The sequence below is a fragment of the Mesorhizobium sp. WSM3868 genome, assembly GCF_002294785.1.
Lineage (GTDB): Bacteria > Pseudomonadota > Alphaproteobacteria > Rhizobiales > Rhizobiaceae > Mesorhizobium.
Genome location: NZ_NSGB01000005.1, coordinates 229,468 through 246,132 on the forward strand (window position 1 = coordinate 229,468; position 16,665 = coordinate 246,132).

Below are 16,665 nucleotides of genomic sequence, written 5' to 3' on the forward strand. Positions count from 1 at the left end.
CCAATGAGCGAAACAATCGAAAAGCGGCTAAGCGATCTCGGCGTCGCCATTCCGGCCGCAGCAGCGCCGGCCGCCAACTACGTGCCCTACTGCCGGACCGGCAACACGCTCTTCACCGCCGGGCAGCTGCCGCTGAAGGACGGCAAGCTGCAGGCAAGCGGGCTGCTTGGCCGCGACATCGATACCGCCGCCGGCAAGGAGGGCGCAAAATTCTGCGCCATCAACATTCTGGCGCAGGCCAAGGCAGCACTTGGCGATCTCGAAAAAATTCGCCGGCTGGTCAAGATCACGGTCTTCGTCGCCTCGGCGCCGGACTTCGTCGAGCAGCATCTGGTCGCCAACGGCGCCTCCGACTTCCTCGTCGCGGTCCTCGGCGAACGTGGCAAGCACGCTCGCTCCGCCGTCGGCACTGCGTCGCTCCCGCTCAATGCCGCGGTCGAGATCGAAGCGATCTTCGAAGTCGAGTGAACGAGCCTGACATGACCGACCTTTCCTGGCTGATTGCCCGCCCCGTCGCGCATCGCGGCTTCCACGACATGAACAAGACACGCTGGGAGAACACGCTGTCGGCCTTCGCCGCGGCAGCCGAGCGCGGTTACGCGATCGAATGCGACGTGCATGTCTCGTCCGATGGCGTTCCCGTCATCATCCACGACTGCGACCTGAAACGACTGACAGGCGAGGATGGCTTCGTCTGGCAACGCACCGCGGCCGAGCTTGCCGCGCTCAAGGTCGGCGGCACGAAAGATCATGTGCCGACGTTGCAGGACGCGCTCGACCTGATCGACGGACGCGTGCCGCTGGTGGTCGAGCTGAAAGGTGTTCCCGGCCACGACAAAGGATTGGTCGCAAGCGTCGGCAGGCTGCTCAAGCGCTACACTGGCAAGGTGGCGATCATGTCGTTTGACCATTGGCTGATCCGCGCCTTCGCCAAGGAGGCGCCGGGCATTCCCGGCGGGCTCACCGCCTACGGCAAGGACGACCAGCTGATCGAGGCGCATTTTGCCATGCTGGCGCACAACCTCGCCTTCACCTCTTACGCCGCCGGCGATCTGCCGAACCCGTTCGTCAGCTTCGTGCGCGAAAAGCTCAAGATGCCGGTCATCACCTGGACTGTGCACGACCAGCCGGCGGTCGACCTCACCTTCAAATATGCCGACCAGATGACCTTCGAGGGCTTTGAGCCGGACCTGGTCAAGGTCGCCTAGAGCTGGATGATTTCAGGTCGAATGACCTGGATCAGATCCGCCGAAATCAATCTGAGAGAGAGCATGATGCCGTCCGAAAACCGCTTCGCACTTTCGGCATCATGCTGTGAGGCAGTGCCTGAAACGTGACTTGTAGCAGCCCTGAGGACGCTTAAATAAGCCGGATGGATCAGGGTGACGACGACGATGGACCGACAGCGAATGCGGACTATTCGGTCCGCATCGCGACGACCATCGGCGCATTCACCTGCGATGAATGGAACGGCTTCGCCGCAACCACGCGCGGCGACACAGCAAACGGCTACAACCCGCTCGTTTCATTCGGTTTTCTGAGCGCGCTTGAGGATTCTGGCTGTGCCGTACGGCGCACCGGCTGGCAGGGTCATCACCTCAGGCTCGAGACGGCGCAAGGCAAGCTGCTGGGCGCCGTGCCTTGCTATCTCAAATCGCACAGTCAGGGCGAATATGTCTTCGACCACGGCTGGTCGGACGCGTTCGAGCGCGCAGGTGGGCGCTATTATCCGAAGCTGCAATGCTCGGTGCCGTTCACGCCCGTCACCGGGCCTCGCCTGCTCGTAAGCAGGGGCGAGGACGAAGGCGCGGTGAGGGCCGGCCTCGCCGCCGGCCTGAAATTGGTGACCGACAAGCTCGGCGTGTCTTCCGCGCATGTCACTTTCGCCGCCGAGCCCGACATTGCGACGCTCGAAGCAGCGGGTTTCCTGCACCGAACCGACCAGCAGTTCCATTTCTTCAACGAAGGCTTTTCGAGCTATGATGACTTCCTCGCCACGCTCGCTTCACGCAAGCGTAAGGCGATGAAAAAGGAGCGTCGCGAGGCGCTGGCCGACGGCATCAGCATCGATTGGCTGACCGGCAGGGACATCACCGAACGCGTCTGGGACGATTTCTTCGCTTTCTACATGGATACCGGCGGCAGGAAATGGGGCCGCCCTTATCTCAACCGCCAGTTCTTCTCGCTGATCGGCGAGCGCATGGCCGAGGACATTCTCCTGGTCATGGCCAAGCGCAACGGCCGCTACATTGCGGGCGCCATCAACTTCGTCGGGTCCGACGCGCTTTACGGCCGCAACTGGGGCTGCATCGAGGATCACCCCTTCCTGCATTTCGAGGTCTGCTACCATCAGGCGATCGACTTCGCGATCGAGCGCAAGTTGAAGGTGGTGGAGGCCGGCGCGCAAGGCGAGCACAAGTTGGCGCGCGGCTACCAGCCGGTGACCATGCATTCGGCGCACTACATCGCCCATCCCGGCCTGCGCAACGCGGTTGCCGACTACCTTCGCCGCGAGCGTCGCGAGGTGGAGCGGATGGGGGAGTATCTCGAAGAGCACACCCCGTTCCGCAAGGATCTCAAGGAATAGCTCGGGCCTTGCCATCCACAGTCATTGCGGCTTTCGGGCCGCGATCGGAACGAGGAGCGAAAAGCAGGCAACCAGGAAGAAAATGCCGCCGCCAAGCGCCAGCAGATCGCCTGCGCGCCACGCGGCGGCGATGAAGAACAGCGCCGACACAATGAACAACAGCCATCCGGCGACGATCCACTTCACAGTCGCTCCATCCTGACATTGACGTATCAGACGACAACACCTGCGATCATGGAACAGCGATGGCCGACCGCGCTGCCGACAGATCGGCTCAATCGTCTTGCCGCTCGGAAGCGGCTTCGCTACACCGGACGACGACCTAATCCGGAGTGCCCGCCATGGCCGAAGCCTACGATCCCGGCAACATCTTTGCGAAAATCCTGCGCGGCGAAATCCCCTCGCACCGCATCTATGAGGACGATGCGGTCGTAGCCTTCATGGATGTGATGCCGCAAGGAGTCGGCCATACGCTGGTGGTGCCGAAGGCGCCGTCGCGCAATATCCTCGACGCCGATCCGGCAACATTCGGTCCGCTGTTTGCCGTGGTGCAGAAGGTGGGGGTTGCCGTGAAAAAGGCCTTCAACGCCGACGGCGTCACCTTGATGCAATTCAACGAGCCGGCCTCCGGGCAGACCGTCTACCATCTCCATGTCCACGTCATTCCGCGCTTCGACGGCGTGCCGCTGAAGCCCCATTCCGGGCAGATGGAAAAGCCGGAAGTGCTGGCCGAGAACGCCGGCAAGATCCGCGCGGCACTGGGAAACTAAAGCGCGCGGCCCCGTCGCCGTTGAAGGCCGACTGACAGCCTCGCACTGACGATCCTATATCGGTTTGCCGCGACAACCCCGGCGCGTTTTTCCCCGGCCGGCCGCGTGCGGCGCCCGGATGCGACCGTTTGCACTCGAATCGTTTGGTTAGGAAATATCGAACCATCTCGTTGTAGAACGCTGGGGCGTGGCGAGCTATTGGGTTTCAAACCATGGACAATTCGGTTGCGGCGTCGACCCCCCTTGCGAGGATGGCTGGCGGACGGGCTTTTCTGATCGCCCTGGCACACGCCTTTCGACGACACAGATTGCTTCACGCCTTGGCCGTCGGCGCTCTGCTTCTGGCAATAGCTATCGGCATGCGCACCGGAAACATGCCGGATTTCGGCATATTGAAAGAATACATTGAGTACCTTTTGATCGCTTTCTGGATCTGCGGTTGCGTCTTTGCACTTGGGATCTTTCTCCACCTTGCGCTGGTCAAACGGGATCCCGAACCGCTCGGCACCTTCCTGAAATCGCTGGGCAGCTTTTTCGGCGACGCCGAACGCACGGCCAACAGTCTCAACGGCCTGACCGCCAGCATCGCCTTCGTATCCGCCGTCGGTGTTCTGAAAGGAGCCATCGCAATCCTCTCCCCTTTTGCATGGGACAAGGCGCTGGCCCACGCCGATCGGATCCTGCATTTCGGTAGAGCCCCGGACGAATGGCTGTGGTTTGTCGTCCAGTCGCCATTTGCATTGAGGATGCTCAATCTCGCCTACAATTTCTGGTTCATCGTGCTCATCGCCACGGTTTTCACCGCCTGCATCACGCGCAAAGATACGAAGCTGCGCCATCAGTTCCTGATGAGCTTCATGCTGATATGGACGCTTGGCGGCTTCTTCCTGGCGATGGGGCTCTCGTCGGCAGGGCCGTGCTTTTACGACCGACTGGGACTCGGCGGTGACTTCCGTCCCCTCATGCAGGCACTCGCCGCCGCCGATCGCATCTATCCGATCTGGGCGCTTAGCACGCAGGACATGCTATGGAGCGGCTATACCGGCGCGACCGTCGGCAGCATCGGCATATCCGCTTTCCCGTCCATGCACGTGGCGATGGCGGTGCTTTTCTCTTTGTACGCAACGCAGCGCTCCCGGCCGGCCGGTATCCTGATGTGGGCATTCGCTGCCTTGATAATGGTCGGCTCAGTTGCGCTTGGCTGGCATTATGCCATCGACGGCTACGCGGGTGCGCTCTTGTCGATCATGATCTGGAAGGCGTGCGGATATTTCCTGACACGCTTCGCGCCGGACGGCGTTGCTTGACTCTGCAGCCAGCAAACATTTCCCGGGGCGGCAATGCTCGACTTCCGGAGGGCCGCGCGCCATTCGGTATGGATGATTTGGCCAGCCGTCACGTGCCGGTTCCTCCCAATCAAAAAGCCCCGTTGCCGGGGCTTTTTGACTTCAATGCATGTCGCCCAAAGGCGGGCGGCCGTTTTGGTAACAAGCACCTAGACTAGCGTGCGCCGCCTGAATCCGTTTCAGCGGGACGCGCTCAGGTCGATCAGCCCTTGCGGGGCAGTTGCGGCACCAGGCTTCGCTTGCCGCCGTCCTTGCCCTTCGGCTCCGGCTTCTGCGCCACCGCCTTCTTGGCGGCAGGCTTCTTCGCCGCCGCCTTCCTCGGCTTCGGCGCGTCCTCGGGCTCTTCCTTCTTCGGCTTCACCGGAGCTTCATCGGCCAACGATTCGAGCTTCAGGCCGGTCTCGCCGGTTTCCTTCTTCTCGACGGTGACGCGCACCGTGCCACCCTTCTTCAGCTTGCCGAACAGCACCTCGTCGGCCAGCGGCTTCTTGATGTGCTCCTGAATGACGCGGCCGAGCGGACGCGCGCCCATGCGCTCGTCATAGCCCTTGTCGGCCAGCCAGGCGATCGCGTCCGGCGACAGGTCGAAGGTGACGCCCCGCTCGGAAAGTTGGGCCTCGAGCTGCATGACGAATTTCTGCACCACCTGATGGATCACCGGTATCGGCAGCGAGCCGAACGGGATGATCGCGTCGAGACGGTTGCGGAATTCGGGCGTGAACAGCCGGTTGATAGCCTCGACGTCGTCGCCCTCGCGCTTGGTCGAGCCGAAGCCGATCGCCGCGCGCTGAGCGTCCGATGCGCCCGCATTGGTCGTCATGATCAGGATGACGTTGCGGAAGTCGATCTGCTTGCCGTTGTGGTCGGTCAGCTTGCCATGGTCCATCACCTGCAACAGGATGTTGAACAGATCCGGATGCGCCTTCTCCACCTCGTCGAGCAACAGCACGCAATGGGGATGCTGGTCGACACCGTCGGTCAACAGTCCACCCTGGTCGAAGCCGACATAGCCGGGAGGTGCGCCGATCAGCCGCGAGACGGTGTGGCGTTCCATATATTCCGACATGTCGAAGCGGATCAGCTCGACACCGAGCGAGGCCGCGAGCTGCTTGGCCACTTCCGTCTTGCCGACGCCGGTCGGCCCTGAGAACAGGTAGGAGCCGATCGGCTTCTCCGGCTCGCGCAGGCCCGCCCGCGCCAGCTTGATCGCCGACGTCAGCGCTGTGATTGCGGTATCCTGACCGTAGACGACGCGCTTCAGCTCGACATCGAGACCCTGCAGCACCTTCTCGTCGTCCGCCGAAACCGTCTTCGGCGGGATGCGCGCCATGGTGGCGATCGTCGCCTCGATTTCCTTGATGCCGATCGTCTTCTTGCGCTTGGCCTCAGGCACCAGCATCTGCGAGGCACCGGTCTCGTCGATCACGTCGATCGCCTTGTCCGGCAGCTTGCGGTCGCTGATGTAGCGGGCCGACAACTCCACCGAAGCCTTGATCGCTTCGCTCGTGTAGCGGACCTTGTGGAACTCCTCGAAATAGGGCTTCAGGCCCTTCATGATCTCGATGGCGTCCTCGATGGTCGGCTCGTTGACGTCGATCTTTTGGAAGCGCCGCACCAGCGCGCGGTCCTTCTCGAAAAACTGGCGGAACTCCTTGTACGTCGTCGAGCCGATGCAGCGGATCGCGCCGGACGACAGCGCCGGCTTCAACAGGTTGGACGCATCCATGGCGCCGCCGGACGTGGCCCCTGCCCCGATCACGGTGTGGATCTCATCGATGAACAGCACCGCGCCGGGATAATCCTCAAGCTCCTTGACGACCTGCTTCAGCCGCTCCTCGAAGTCGCCGCGATAGCGGGTGCCGGCCAACAGCGTGCCCATGTCGAGCGCGAAGATGGTGGCGTCCTGCAGCACCTCGGGCACGTCTCCTTCGACGATGCGCTTGGCAAGGCCCTCGGCGATCGCCGTCTTGCCGACGCCGGGGTCGCCGACATAGAGCGGATTGTTCTTGGAGCGCCGGCACAGCACCTGGATGGTGCGATTGATTTCGCTTTCGCGACCGATCAGCGGATCGATCTTGCCGGCCTTGGCCTTGTTGTTGAGGTTGATGCAGTAGGCCGTCAGCGCGTCCTGCGGCTTCTTCTTGCCGCCGTCCTCCTGCGGCTCGGCGCCGTTCTGGCCGCCCTGCTCATCGTCGGCGCCGCGCGGCGTGCGCGACTCCGAAGCGCCGGGGCGCTTGGCGATGCCGTGCGAGATGTAGTTGACCGCGTCGTAGCGGGTCATCTGCTGTTCCTGCAGGAAATAGGCCGCGTGACTTTCGCGCTCGGCAAAGATTGCGACGAGCACATTGGCTCCGGACACCTCCTCGCGGCCGGACGACTGCACATGGATGACGGCGCGCTGGATGACGCGCTGGAACCCGGCGGTCGGTTTCGAATCCTCGTCGTAACCGGTGACGAGGTTGTCGAGCTCGGTGTCGATATAGGTCAGAACGGTGTGCTTGAGCTCGTCGAGATCGACATTGCAGGCGCGCATCACCGCGGCCGCCTCGGTGTCGTCGATGAGCGCCAGCAGCAGGTGTTCGAGCGTTGCATATTCATGATGCCGCTCGTTGGCGAACGTCAGCGCCTGATGTAGCGCCTTTTCCAGGCCTTGGGAGAAAGCCGGCATGTTACCTCACTTCTTCTCCATCACGCATTGCAGCGGATGCTGATTCTGTCGGGCGAAATCCATGACCTGAGACACTTTGGTCTCGGCCACCTCGAATGTGTAGACCCCGCACTCGCCCACTCCATGATTATGAACATGCAGCATGATGCGTGTGGCGGCCTCGCGGTCCTTCTGGAAAAAACGCTCCAGGACGTGGACCACGAACTCCATGGGAGTGTAGTCGTCGTTAAGGATGAGGACCCTGTAGAGGCTGGGCTTTTTTGTCTTGGTTTTGGTGCGCGTGATGACCGCCGTGCCGCGACCGGGATCGTTGCGGTCGCCGTCACCTTGCATTCGCACCACGCCTGCCGTGGCAGTCAAACCGATCGTCACGTAGTCCTGCCTTTTCGAATCCTCATGCGAGTTCAACATGTAGGTCTTCGATGGCCGATTTTAAGCCCTTCTGTTTAGCTGACAATATGGCTAGGTACGCAAACTTCAGCGAATTTCTCAATCGTGAATGCGGCAAGGCGCGGGTGGTTGCGGCGGCGCATGAAAAAACCCGGCCGCGTTTCCGCGACCGGGTTGTTTTTGCGGGCCGGCTAGCCTGCCCGATGTGATCGGACGAAATTACTTCGCCTTGGCGACGACCGATTCGAACGGCTTGTAGGCTTCCTTGGCGAGCTCGGCATAGAGATTGCCGATCTTGCTGGCCTCGGCCACGAAGCTCTCGTAGCTCTGCTTGGCGTAGTCGGTCTGGATCTCGATGGCCTTCTCGATCGACTTGGCCGAGAACAGCTTCTCGAAGGCGGCGCTGCCGGCCTCGAAGCTCTTCTTGGTGTATTCGCCGGCTTCGGTCGCGATCGCCTGCGCACCCTTGGTGAGCGAGGCAAAGCTCTTCAGCCCGGTGTCGGCAAACTCCTTGCCGTATTTCGCGAAGTCCTCATAGGTCTGGGTCATTTCATGCCTTCCCTTGGTTGAAACGCCCATTTAGCCCCGGGCGCCCTTGTGCAATGCACCGGAATATATTGTGCGCTGCACAAAAGTCAAGATTGCCTTGAGCCGCAAGGGCTCCGCGCGACAGCGACCGCTAAAGTTCGAATAAACAGAGGCTCAAATCGCCAGAAAATGGTGAACGCGGCGGTTACCATAAACGGATTGGTAACGCTGACCGCGATAGCTTGGCCGCAAGTGAGGCAGGCACCCCTCTGCCGCCTCCGGGGCAACGAAAATTCAGGGTAAGTAACGGTGCGTCAGGCGTTGTCGGGCTTCGTCTCCAAATCTTCATTCTCCTTCAAAGCGATCATGATTGCCGCGCTCGCGGTGACGATTGTCGCCGCCGACGTCGCCTCCGCGATGGCGGCAAAGTCTGCCGCGATTGTCGTCGACGCCAAGACCGGAAGGGTGCTTTATTCGGCTGACGCCAACGGCCGGCGCTATCCGGCTTCGCTCACCAAGATGATGACGCTCTACCTCACCTTCGAGGCATTGGCGAAGGGCAGGATCGGCAAGAACACGCCGGTGCCGTTCTCGGCCCATGCCGCGTCCGAGCCGCCGACCAAGCTCGGCGTGCGCGCCGGCGGGTCGGTGCCGGTCGAGACCGCGATCCTGTCGATGGTGACGAAGTCGGCGAACGACTCGGCGACCGCGCTGGGCGAGTTGCTCGGCGGCAGCGAAGACAATTTTGCCCGCATGATGACGGCCAAGGCACGCCAGCTTGGCATGAACGGCACTGTCTTCCGCAACGCCAATGGCCTGCCCGACCCGGGCCAGTTCACCACGGCGCACGACATGGCGATGCTCGGCATCGCGCTCCGCGAGCACTTCCCGCAATATTACGGCTATTTCTCGCAGCGCTCGTTCCTCTATGGCCGCCAGCGCATCAACGGCCATAATCGCCTGCTCGGCCGCATCAAGGGTGTCGACGGCATCAAAACCGGCTACACGCGCGCTTCCGGCTACAACCTGGTCTCCTCAGTCGCCGATGGCGATCGCCGCCTCGTCGCAGTGGTGATGGGCGGCGCTTCCGGCCGCAGCCGCGACAACCAGATGGCTTCACTGATCAACACCTATCTGCCGCGCGCCTCGGCCCGCGGCGGCGGCAACCTGATCGCCAAGGCGGGCGGCGGCAATCCGATCAAGGCTCTGGCCAAGGTCCTCCTGCCCAAGCATGACGCGCCGACTCCGGACGAAAAACCGGCTGTCGACGACACCGAAGTCGCGTCAGCCGATTACAGCGCGCCGGTCGCTGAGGAAACCGAGCCGGTGATCCAGGTCAGGAAGGTGAAGACGGTTGCGGTGGCCGCCATGGCTCCGGCACCCGCGCCCCAAGAAACCACCTCAGAGACCGAAACCGCATCACAGCCCGAAGCCACGTCCCCGACGGTTGCCGCTTACGCCGAGCCGGCGGCAGCCGCCGCCCCGGCCATCGATCCGGTCAAGACGGCCTCGCTGCCGTCGGGATGGGTGGTGCAGGTCGCGTCCTCGCCGACGCAATCGGGGGCTCAGGCGCTTCTCGACAAGACGACCAAGCAGGCGCCGAAGGTGCTGGCCGACGCATCGGGCTTCACGGTCGCGTTCGACAAGGGCGGCGTCACCTACTACCGCGCCCGCTTCGGCGGTTTCGGCTCGAAGGACGCAGCCTGGAAAGCTTGCGACGCCCTGAAGCGAAAGAAGATCGAGTGCTACGCCGTCCAGCAATAGGCGGCTTTTGAACCTCCCGGGAAGTTCCGCGTCGAAGGAGACTAGTCGTGATTGGAGAGCAAGACGTCCTTGGCTTCATTGATCCGCGCCGCCAGGACAGACGTGCCGCCGACATCGGCGTTCAGGCGCTGCATCAGGCGGCGGTGCGCCTTGCGGATATCCGCCGCGGCAGCCCCCGCTTCAAGACCAAGGATCTTGTAGGCCTCCTCCTTAGTCATGGCGCCCGCACCTGGCGCAACACCCAGCCCTTCGCCACTGTCCGGCTGCGCGTCCTTGCGCCAGACGGGAAAACGGCCGTCAAGATACGTCTCTAGCAGCTGGCGGCTCTCCGGGTCCGGCCGCAGCTCGACATGGAGTTGCTGCAGCTCGGCGATCTCCATGGCGCTCAGCATTCTCCCCTCATAATGGCCGGCGAGAACAAGGCCTTCGAGCTTGCCGCTGTCGTGGTCGAGCTCCATTTCGAGAGCCGCGGTGCGCACGGTTGAGCGTTTGGCCGCGACAAGTTTCGGTGGCGGTCGCCTCGCCCGCATCCAGGCATACCAGCCTGCAGCCGCAATCATCAGCAGGCCGCCAAAGCTGCTGCGGCCGACCACGAGCATCGTCGCGCCGATCAGGCCCAACAGCGCGGGCCCAAGCGTTCTGAGACTGTCCGCCATCCTCGCTGCGTCGGCACGCACAAAGATTGTCGCGGCGCCGAAAAGCACCAGGAGCACGGCTGCCAATGCGATGATCACGCCCATAGTTTGCACCGCCATCCAAATGATTGTGCATCGAAATCAAGATGTGGCGCAGGGGCGGTGCTTGCAAGCCCCACACCGGGCCGCTCGAAGGGCCAGCAAGCGGAAGATGAGGACCTGCAGTCTTAGAGCAGGCCGAGTTCCGCAAGCTCCAGGCGCAGTTTCGGCGGCATCTCGGCCAATGCGGCCCTGCCCTTGCCGAGATCGGCTGGCGCATCGGAGGGCTTAAGATAACGCCAGCCCTGGAAGGCGCGGCGCGGCTGCCAGTCGGTTCGCACCACTTCGGGATCAAGCACGAGATGGCAGCGGCCGATGCCTTCGCCGTCGACGAAAGGCCGGATCTCCGTGATCAGCTGCCGGCATTGGACGTTGCCCTTGATCACCCAGTAGAGCGAGCCGCCATCGGTGATCTCCCCACCGCGCGTCGGCACCATGCGCGTGGTGTGCCAGTGCTCGGCCGGCTCGCCGGCGCGGCACCGCTCGTCGAGACGGAAGGCGATCCACTCTTCCAGGTCCTCGACGCTGTCGCAGCCGACGCAGAGTTTGACGAGATTGAGAGACATGCCCGCAATCTAGCGACAGCGCCGGAGGCATTCAACGCCAAGCGGGATTATGCACAGGCCGACTTCAGCCAGATCGTGAGGCCAGCGTGGCCGTTTCGATCGCTTCGGCAAACCAAGCCCGCCGGTGGAAAGGGCAAGGTCAGCACTCGACCACGTTGACAGCCAGTCCGCCGAGGCTGGTTTCCTTGTATTTCTCGTTCATGTCGAGGCCGGTCTGGCGCATGGTCTCGATAGCAGCATCGAGCGGCACAAAATGCGTGCCGTCGCCCTTGATGGCGAGCGAGGCGGCTGTCACCGCCTTGACCGCGCCCAGCGCATTGCGCTCGATGCAGGGCACCTGCACCAGGCCGCCGACCGGATCGCAGGTCATGCCGAGGTGGTGCTCGAGCGCGATTTCGGCGGCGTTCTCGACCTGCTCCGGAGTGCCTCCCATGACCGCGCAAAGCCCGGCCGCCGCCATTGCCGAAGCGGATCCCACTTCGCCCTGGCAGCCGACCTCGGCGCCCGAGATCGAAGCGTTTGACTTGATGATGCCGCCGACGGCGGCGGCCGTCAGCAGGAAGTCGCGGATGCTCGGCTGGTCGGCTTCGGGATGGAAATGCAGCCAGTAGCGCAGCACCGCCGGCAGCGTGCCGGCGGCACCGTTGGTCGGCGCGGTCACCACGCGCCCGCCGGCGGCGTTCTCCTCATTCACCGCCATGGCATAGATCGACAGCCAGTCATTGGCGAGCAAGGGGTTGGGCCGGTTCTGCTGCCACTGCTCCTGCAGCTTGTCATGCAATTGGCGTGCGCGGCGCCGCACCTTCAGTCCGCCCGGCATGATGCCGTCCTGCGACAGCCCGCGGTCGATGCAGCCTTTCATGGCGCTCCAGATCGCGTCGAGGCCGGCGTCCAGCTCCTCGCGCGACATATGCGTTTCCTCGTTGGACCGCTTCATCTCGGCGATCGAAAGCCCGCTCTTGGCCGCCATCGCCAGCATCTCGACGGCGTTCTTGAACGGATAAGGCACCTTCTTGCCTTCCGTCGTCACCGAGCCCTTGGCCTTCATGCGCTGCAACTCTTCCTCGGAGACGACGAAGCCGCCGCCGATTGAATAATAGATGCGCTTGAGCAGCAGCCGGTCGGACGCATCGTAGGCATAGAAGGCCATGCCGTTGGCGTGGCCGGTCAGCGGCGTCTTGCGGTCGAGCACCAGATCCTTGGCCGGGTCGAAGCGGTAGGCCGGATGCCCACGCGGTGAAATCCGTTTCTCCGTTCCGATGCGGGCAACGATGCTATCCGCCTCATCCGGATCGACCGTCTGCGGCGTCTCGCCGGCCAAGCCGAGGATGACGGCGCGGTCCGAGCCATGGCCGATGCCGGTATAAGCGAGCGAGCCGTGCAGGCTGGCGCCGATCCGATCGACCTTGACGCCGGCCGGGCGCGGCCAGTCGTCGGCGAGGATTTCGTCGAGGAAACGCCGGGCAGCCGTCATCGGCCCCATCGTATGCGAACTCGATGGACCGATACCGATCTTGAACAGGTCGAAAACCGAAAGGAACACGCGCCGCTGTCTCCTGGAGGCCGCTCAAAACTTACATATAGGAATTCTCGCGATGTTTCCGCTGTTTTGCATGTCGCGGCGCGGCGTCAGCCGACCTTGTTTGCTCCGGCAGCGACATGTATCCGCTTGCTTCCGCCGTCGAAGCGCCCGCCGGGCCTGTGGTAAAAGAACGTATGGGCGATTCCCTTCATCTTTCGGCGGCAGACTTGGCCGCTCTAGGCTTCTTCTTAGCCGTCTGGGTGCTGCATACGCTGGCCTCCGACGGCAAGCTCGTTAGCCGCGTGTCGCTGACCACGGCCATGAACGCTCAGCGCGAAGCCTGGATGCGCAACATGGCCGAGCGCGAGGTGCGCATAGTCGACACCGCCATCATGTCCGGGCTGCAGCAAGGCACCGCCTTCTTTGCCTCGAGCTCTCTGATCGCGCTCGGCGGCTGCTTTGCCCTTCTCGGGGCTTCCGACCGGGTTCTAACCATAATGGCTCACCTGCCGTTGGCCTCCGCATTCTCCCGCGAGGCCTTCCAGACCAAGATGTTCGGCCTGGTGCTGATCCTCGCCTTCGCCTTCTTCAAATTCGGCTGGGCCTACCGGCTGTTCAACTACTGCTCGATCCTGATTGGTGCCGTGCCGGTCCCGCATGGCGGGGCCTCGCGTAATCCGGTCAGCGGGACGGCGGTGTGGCGGGCCACCCGCATGAACGTGCTAGCCGGCAAGCATTTCAATTCCGGCCTGCGCGCCGTCTTCTTCTCGATCGGCTATCTCGGCTCGTTCGTCGGCCCGACGGTGTTCGTGCTGTCGACGCTGGTGCTGCTTGCCGTGCTTGTGCGCCGTCAGTTCTTCTCGGCCGCGCGCCAGGCAGTGCTTGGTCAGCCGCCCGGCGCCGGGAAAGGTTGATCGATGCGGCCCGACAGCCAATAGGCGGAGAGCCCGATCCATTCGCGGATCGCCATGGTGGTCGCCTGCAGCGAATCGGCCGGATTGTCGCGGAACAGTCCGATGCCTTCCTTGCCTGAGGTCCGGTAATCGACCGGCCAAGGGACGGTTGGAAAACCGGCCTTGTCGAACAGCGCCTTGGCGCGCGGCATATGGAAGGCAGACGTCACCAGCAGCCATGTCTCGCCCGGTTTCGGCTCGACCAGCCTGCGGGTGAAGACTGCATTTTCGTACGTGTTGCGGGACTTGTTCTCAAGAATCAGGCGATCGGGCGCGACCCCCAGCGCGCCAAGCAGGCGCGGCGCGGTGTCGGCATCGCCCTCGCCGTCGACGAAAAGCTCGCCATTGCCGCCGGAGACGACCACTTTCGCTTGCGGAAAACGCCTGGCGAGGATCGCCGTCTCGACCATGCGATCGCCGCCGCTGTTCAGCTCATAGCCGCCGCGCGCCAGATTGATCGCGCCCTCGAAACCGCCGCCGAGCACGACGATGCCATCGACCTTGTCCGGCAGCGGCGGCTTGGGAAAGCGTTCCTCCAGCGGATTGAGCATCATTGCGCCAAGCGAGGTCCAGGCCGAAAGCGCGAGGATCAGGAAGGCGAGCACGCTGCCGGTGCCGGCCAGCCGAGGGCGGCGGAAGAGCGCCGCCAGCAGACCGGCAAGCAGCAGGAAGATCGCCAGGTTGAGCGGCTGGACGAAAAACCAGAGGATCTTGGAAAGATAGTAGAACATTCCGTCACCCCATTACGGCGCCGCGCGTCCTTTGGGCGCGCAAAGGACGCCACAACGCTAACGGACTAAATGAGGGACAACGCTACCACCACTTGTCCGGCTGGAACCTGCCCGCGGCCTGTTCGATGACGTGGGCGGTCTGGAACAGCGTTTCCTCGTCGAACGGCCTGCCGATGAGCTGCAGGCCGAGCGGCAGGCCTTTGCCGTCGAGGCCGGCGGGCACCGATATCCCCGGCAACCCGGCCATGTTCACCGTCACGGTGAAGATGTCGTTGAGATACATTTTCACCGGATCGGCGTTCATGTCCTCGTCGGCGACGCCGAAGGCAGCCGACGGTGTGGCCGGGGTCAGGATGATGTCGACACCGGCAGCAAAGACGGTCTCGAAATCGCGCTTGATCAGCGTGCGCACCTTCTGCGCCTGCAGGTAGTAGGCGTCGTAGTAACCCGCGGAAAGCACATAGGTGCCGATCATGATGCGGCGCTTGACCTCGCGGCCGAAGCCGGCGGCGCGCGTCTTCTCATACATGTCGACGATGTCCTTGCCGGGCACGCGCAACCCGTAGCGCACGCCGTCATAGCGGGCGAGGTTGGACGAGGCCTCGGCCGGCGCCACGATGTAGTAGGCCGGCAGCGCGTATTTGGTGTGCGGCAGCGAGATATCGACGATCTCCGCGCCGGCATCCTTCAGCCAGGCAATTCCTTTCTGCCAGAGCGCCTCGATATCCTCGGGCATGCCGTCGACGCGGTACTCCTTCGGAATGCCGACCTTCATGCCCTTGATCGGCTTGCCGATCACCGCTTCGTAGTCCGGCACCGGCCGGTCGACCGACGTCGTGTCCTTCGGGTCGGAGGAGGCCATCGACTTCAACAGGATCGCGGCGTCGCGCACATCGCGCGCGATCGGACCGGCCTGGTCGAGCGAGGACGCGAAAGCGACCACGCCCCAGCGCGAGCAGCGGCCATAGGTCGGCTTGATGCCGACGGTGCCGGTGAAGGCTGCCGGCTGGCGGATCGAGCCGCCGGTATCGGTCGCGGTGGCGCCGGCGCAGAGGAAGGCGGCGACCGCGGAAGCCGATCCGCCGGAGGAGCCGCCCGGCACTAGCTGGGCGTTATCCAACGTCCGCGCGGTCTTCGCGCCGCCGGCCGAGACAAACCCGCCGTCGCCCTGATGCGTCGTCGGCGTCACCACCGTGTCGAGGCGCGAGCGCCGCCAAGGATTGATGACCGGGCCGTAATAGGAGGTCTCGTTGGAGGAGCCCATGGCGAACTCGTCCATGTTGAGCTTGCCGAGCATAACGGCGCCGTCGGCCCACAGATTGGATGTGACGGTCGATTCGTAGCGCGGTTGGAAACCGTCGAGCACATGGCTGCAGGCCTGGGTGTGGACGCCTTCGGTGGCGAACAGATCCTTGATGCCGAGCGGAATTCCTTCGAGCGCCCCGCCCTCGCCCTTGCCGAGCTTCGCGTCGGAAACCTTGGCCATCTCGCGCGCCTTGTCGCCGGTCACCGCGACATAGGCATTGAGCACCGGATTGGCGCGCTCGATCGCCGAGAGATAGGCTTCGGTGATCTCGGCAGCCGAAATCTCCTTGCCGCGCAGCTTGGCGCGGGCCTCGGAAATGGTGAGATGTGTGAGATCGCTCATCAGGTAAGGCTCTTTTCGTAAAACACCGACCATTCCGAGTCGGGATAATCCAGCACCGGGCCGCAACGCGAAAACCCCGCGCGTTCGTAGACGGCCCAGGCGGCAGGGTGGCGATCGCCGGTCTCCAGAACCAGGCGCTTCAGGCCTTCCTGCCGCGCCAGACCCTCGATCCGCGCAACGATTTGGGCACCGATCTTCTGGCCGCGATGCGTCGGCCGCGTGTACATGCGCTTGACCTCGCCGACCGCGTCGGCATGACGCTTCAGCGCGCCGCAGCCGACCGCAAGGCCAGCGTCGCGGGCGACGAACACGGTCGTGTCGTGGCTAGCCATCTGCTCGACGGTGAGGTGATAGCAATGTTCCGGCGGCGTCAGTTCGAGCAGCGCGGTGTTGAGTTCTGCGACCAGCGCGCGCACGTCGTCCTGCAAGGGCGTCTCGACGCCGATTTCGACGGCCAT

The 16,665-nt window shown here is 63.4% G+C and carries 18 protein-coding genes; 8 read left to right on the top strand and 10 right to left on the bottom strand.

Going from position 1 to position 16,665, the window contains the following annotated elements:
* Positions 1 to 3: 3 nt before the first annotated feature.
* From CK221_RS11050 to CK221_RS11060, 3 genes are all read left to right on the top strand, one after another.
* Entirely contained in the window at positions 4 to 468 is a 465-nt protein-coding gene (locus CK221_RS11050) for a RidA family protein (RefSeq protein WP_066992618.1), read from the top strand.
* An 11-nt stretch (positions 469 to 479) separates the two neighbouring features.
* On the top strand, positions 480 to 1,208 hold the full coding sequence (locus tag CK221_RS11055; protein WP_095777732.1) for a glycerophosphodiester phosphodiesterase: 729 nt from the start codon (positions 480 to 482) through the stop codon (positions 1,206 to 1,208).
* Between the two features lie 164 nt (positions 1,209 to 1,372).
* Entirely contained in the window at positions 1,373 to 2,587 is a 1,215-nt protein-coding gene (locus tag CK221_RS11060) for a GNAT family N-acetyltransferase (RefSeq protein ID WP_095777733.1), read from the top strand.
* Positions 2,588 to 2,608: 21 nt separating this feature from the next.
* On the opposite strand, the gene CK221_RS30210 is transcribed toward CK221_RS11060, so the two are convergent.
* Entirely contained in the window at positions 2,609 to 2,773 is a 165-nt protein-coding gene (locus CK221_RS30210) for a hypothetical protein (protein ID WP_170950204.1), read from the bottom strand.
* A gap of 155 nt (positions 2,774 to 2,928) precedes the next feature.
* Here CK221_RS30210 and CK221_RS11065 point away from each other — a divergent pair, with 155 nt between their 5' ends.
* Complete coding sequence (locus CK221_RS11065; RefSeq protein ID WP_095777734.1) at positions 2,929 to 3,357, top strand: HIT family protein; 429 nt, start codon at positions 2,929 to 2,931, stop codon at positions 3,355 to 3,357.
* 212 nt (positions 3,358 to 3,569) lie between these two features.
* On the top strand, positions 3,570 to 4,664 hold the full coding sequence (locus CK221_RS11070; RefSeq protein WP_245299550.1) for a phosphatase PAP2 family protein: 1,095 nt from the start codon (positions 3,570 to 3,572) through the stop codon (positions 4,662 to 4,664).
* Positions 4,665 to 4,905: 241 nt separating this feature from the next.
* On the opposite strand, the gene clpA is transcribed toward CK221_RS11070, so the two are convergent.
* Both clpA and clpS read right to left on the bottom strand, forming a co-directional pair.
* On the bottom strand, positions 4,906 to 7,371 hold the full coding sequence (gene clpA, locus CK221_RS11075; protein ID WP_066992605.1) for an ATP-dependent Clp protease ATP-binding subunit ClpA: 2,466 nt from the start codon (positions 7,369 to 7,371) through the stop codon (positions 4,906 to 4,908).
* 6 nt (positions 7,372 to 7,377) lie between these two features.
* On the bottom strand, positions 7,378 to 7,704 hold the full coding sequence (clpS, locus tag CK221_RS11080) for an ATP-dependent Clp protease adapter ClpS (RefSeq protein ID WP_041000825.1): 327 nt from the start codon (positions 7,702 to 7,704) through the stop codon (positions 7,378 to 7,380).
* Positions 7,705 to 7,793: 89 nt separating this feature from the next.
* Between clpS and CK221_RS30215 the strand changes: the two genes are divergently transcribed.
* Positions 7,794 to 7,970 (top strand): hypothetical protein, encoded by a 177-nt coding sequence (locus CK221_RS30215; RefSeq protein ID WP_156751000.1) that lies wholly within the window; start codon positions 7,794 to 7,796, stop codon positions 7,968 to 7,970.
* Between the two features lie 10 nt (positions 7,971 to 7,980).
* On the opposite strand, the gene CK221_RS11085 is transcribed toward CK221_RS30215, so the two are convergent.
* Positions 7,981 to 8,310 (bottom strand): phasin family protein, encoded by a 330-nt coding sequence (locus CK221_RS11085; protein WP_066992785.1) that lies wholly within the window; start codon positions 8,308 to 8,310, stop codon positions 7,981 to 7,983.
* A 288-nt stretch (positions 8,311 to 8,598) separates the two neighbouring features.
* Here CK221_RS11085 and CK221_RS11090 point away from each other — a divergent pair, with 288 nt between their 5' ends.
* Positions 8,599 to 10,053 carry a D-alanyl-D-alanine carboxypeptidase gene (locus CK221_RS11090; protein WP_095777735.1) on the top strand — a complete coding sequence of 485 codons (1,455 nt, stop codon included), beginning with the start codon at positions 8,599 to 8,601 and terminating at the stop codon, positions 10,051 to 10,053.
* Between the two features lie 41 nt (positions 10,054 to 10,094).
* On the opposite strand, the gene CK221_RS11095 is transcribed toward CK221_RS11090, so the two are convergent.
* From CK221_RS11095 to CK221_RS11105, 3 genes are all read right to left on the bottom strand, one after another.
* Positions 10,095 to 10,793: a molecular chaperone DnaJ gene (locus tag CK221_RS11095; RefSeq protein WP_095777736.1), complete on the bottom strand. Its 699-nt coding sequence runs from the start codon at positions 10,791 to 10,793 to the stop codon at positions 10,095 to 10,097.
* Positions 10,794 to 10,915: 122 nt separating this feature from the next.
* The gene (locus CK221_RS11100; RefSeq protein WP_067319848.1) at positions 10,916 to 11,353 is read right to left on the bottom strand and encodes a DUF1489 family protein; all 438 of its coding nucleotides are present in this window, start codon (positions 11,351 to 11,353) and stop codon (positions 10,916 to 10,918) included.
* Positions 11,354 to 11,492: 139 nt separating this feature from the next.
* Positions 11,493 to 12,896 carry an L-serine ammonia-lyase gene (locus CK221_RS11105; RefSeq protein WP_095777737.1) on the bottom strand — a complete coding sequence of 468 codons (1,404 nt, stop codon included), beginning with the start codon at positions 12,894 to 12,896 and terminating at the stop codon, positions 11,493 to 11,495.
* A gap of 173 nt (positions 12,897 to 13,069) precedes the next feature.
* Between CK221_RS11105 and CK221_RS11110 the strand changes: the two genes are divergently transcribed.
* Positions 13,070 to 13,789 carry a DUF599 domain-containing protein gene (locus CK221_RS11110; RefSeq protein ID WP_095777814.1) on the top strand — a complete coding sequence of 240 codons (720 nt, stop codon included), beginning with the start codon at positions 13,070 to 13,072 and terminating at the stop codon, positions 13,787 to 13,789.
* Here CK221_RS11110 and CK221_RS11115 read toward each other — a convergent pair.
* The 3 genes from CK221_RS11115 to CK221_RS11125 form a co-directional block, all read right to left on the bottom strand.
* Positions 13,762 to 14,559, bottom strand: coding sequence for a YdcF family protein (locus CK221_RS11115; RefSeq protein WP_095777738.1), 798 nt, complete (start codon positions 14,557 to 14,559; stop codon positions 13,762 to 13,764). The genes CK221_RS11110 and CK221_RS11115 overlap by 28 nt on opposite strands.
* A gap of 82 nt (positions 14,560 to 14,641) precedes the next feature.
* Positions 14,642 to 16,207 (bottom strand): amidase family protein, encoded by a 1,566-nt coding sequence (locus CK221_RS11120; RefSeq protein ID WP_095777739.1) that lies wholly within the window; start codon positions 16,205 to 16,207, stop codon positions 14,642 to 14,644.
* Positions 16,207 to 16,665, bottom strand: a complete 459-nt coding sequence (locus CK221_RS11125) for a GNAT family N-acetyltransferase (RefSeq protein WP_095777740.1) — start codon at positions 16,663 to 16,665, stop codon at positions 16,207 to 16,209. Before CK221_RS11125 ends, CK221_RS11120 begins: the two co-directional genes overlap by 1 nt.

Excerpts from the sequence above, each read along its gene's own strand:
- CK221_RS11065 (WP_095777734.1), top strand. The coding sequence starts at position 2,929 with ATGGCCGAAGCCTACGATCCCGGCAACATCTTTGCGAAAATCCTGCGC.
- CK221_RS11100 (WP_067319848.1), bottom strand. The coding sequence starts at position 11,353 with ATGTCTCTCAATCTCGTCAAACTCTGCGTCGGCTGCGACAGCGTCGAG.
- CK221_RS30215 (WP_156751000.1), top strand. The coding sequence starts at position 7,794 with ATGGCCGATTTTAAGCCCTTCTGTTTAGCTGACAATATGGCTAGGTAC.
- CK221_RS11110 (WP_095777814.1), top strand. The coding sequence starts at position 13,070 with ATGGGCGATTCCCTTCATCTTTCGGCGGCAGACTTGGCCGCTCTAGGC.
- CK221_RS11055 (WP_095777732.1), top strand. The coding sequence starts at position 480 with ATGACCGACCTTTCCTGGCTGATTGCCCGCCCCGTCGCGCATCGCGGC.
- CK221_RS11120 (WP_095777739.1), bottom strand. The coding sequence starts at position 16,207 with ATGAGCGATCTCACACATCTCACCATTTCCGAGGCCCGCGCCAAGCTG.
- CK221_RS11115 (WP_095777738.1), bottom strand. The coding sequence starts at position 14,559 with ATGTTCTACTATCTTTCCAAGATCCTCTGGTTTTTCGTCCAGCCGCTC.
- clpA (WP_066992605.1), bottom strand. The coding sequence starts at position 7,371 with ATGCCGGCTTTCTCCCAAGGCCTGGAAAAGGCGCTACATCAGGCGCTG.
- CK221_RS11125 (WP_095777740.1), bottom strand. The coding sequence starts at position 16,665 with ATGGCCGTCGAAATCGGCGTCGAGACGCCCTTGCAGGACGACGTGCGC.
- CK221_RS11070 (WP_245299550.1), top strand. The coding sequence starts at position 3,570 with ATGGACAATTCGGTTGCGGCGTCGACCCCCCTTGCGAGGATGGCTGGC.
- clpS (WP_041000825.1), bottom strand. The coding sequence starts at position 7,704 with ATGCAAGGTGACGGCGACCGCAACGATCCCGGTCGCGGCACGGCGGTC.
- CK221_RS11095 (WP_095777736.1), bottom strand. The coding sequence starts at position 10,793 with ATGGGCGTGATCATCGCATTGGCAGCCGTGCTCCTGGTGCTTTTCGGC.
- CK221_RS11085 (WP_066992785.1), bottom strand. The coding sequence starts at position 8,310 with ATGACCCAGACCTATGAGGACTTCGCGAAATACGGCAAGGAGTTTGCC.
- CK221_RS11060 (WP_095777733.1), top strand. The coding sequence starts at position 1,373 with ATGGATCAGGGTGACGACGACGATGGACCGACAGCGAATGCGGACTAT.
- CK221_RS11050 (WP_066992618.1), top strand. The coding sequence starts at position 4 with ATGAGCGAAACAATCGAAAAGCGGCTAAGCGATCTCGGCGTCGCCATT.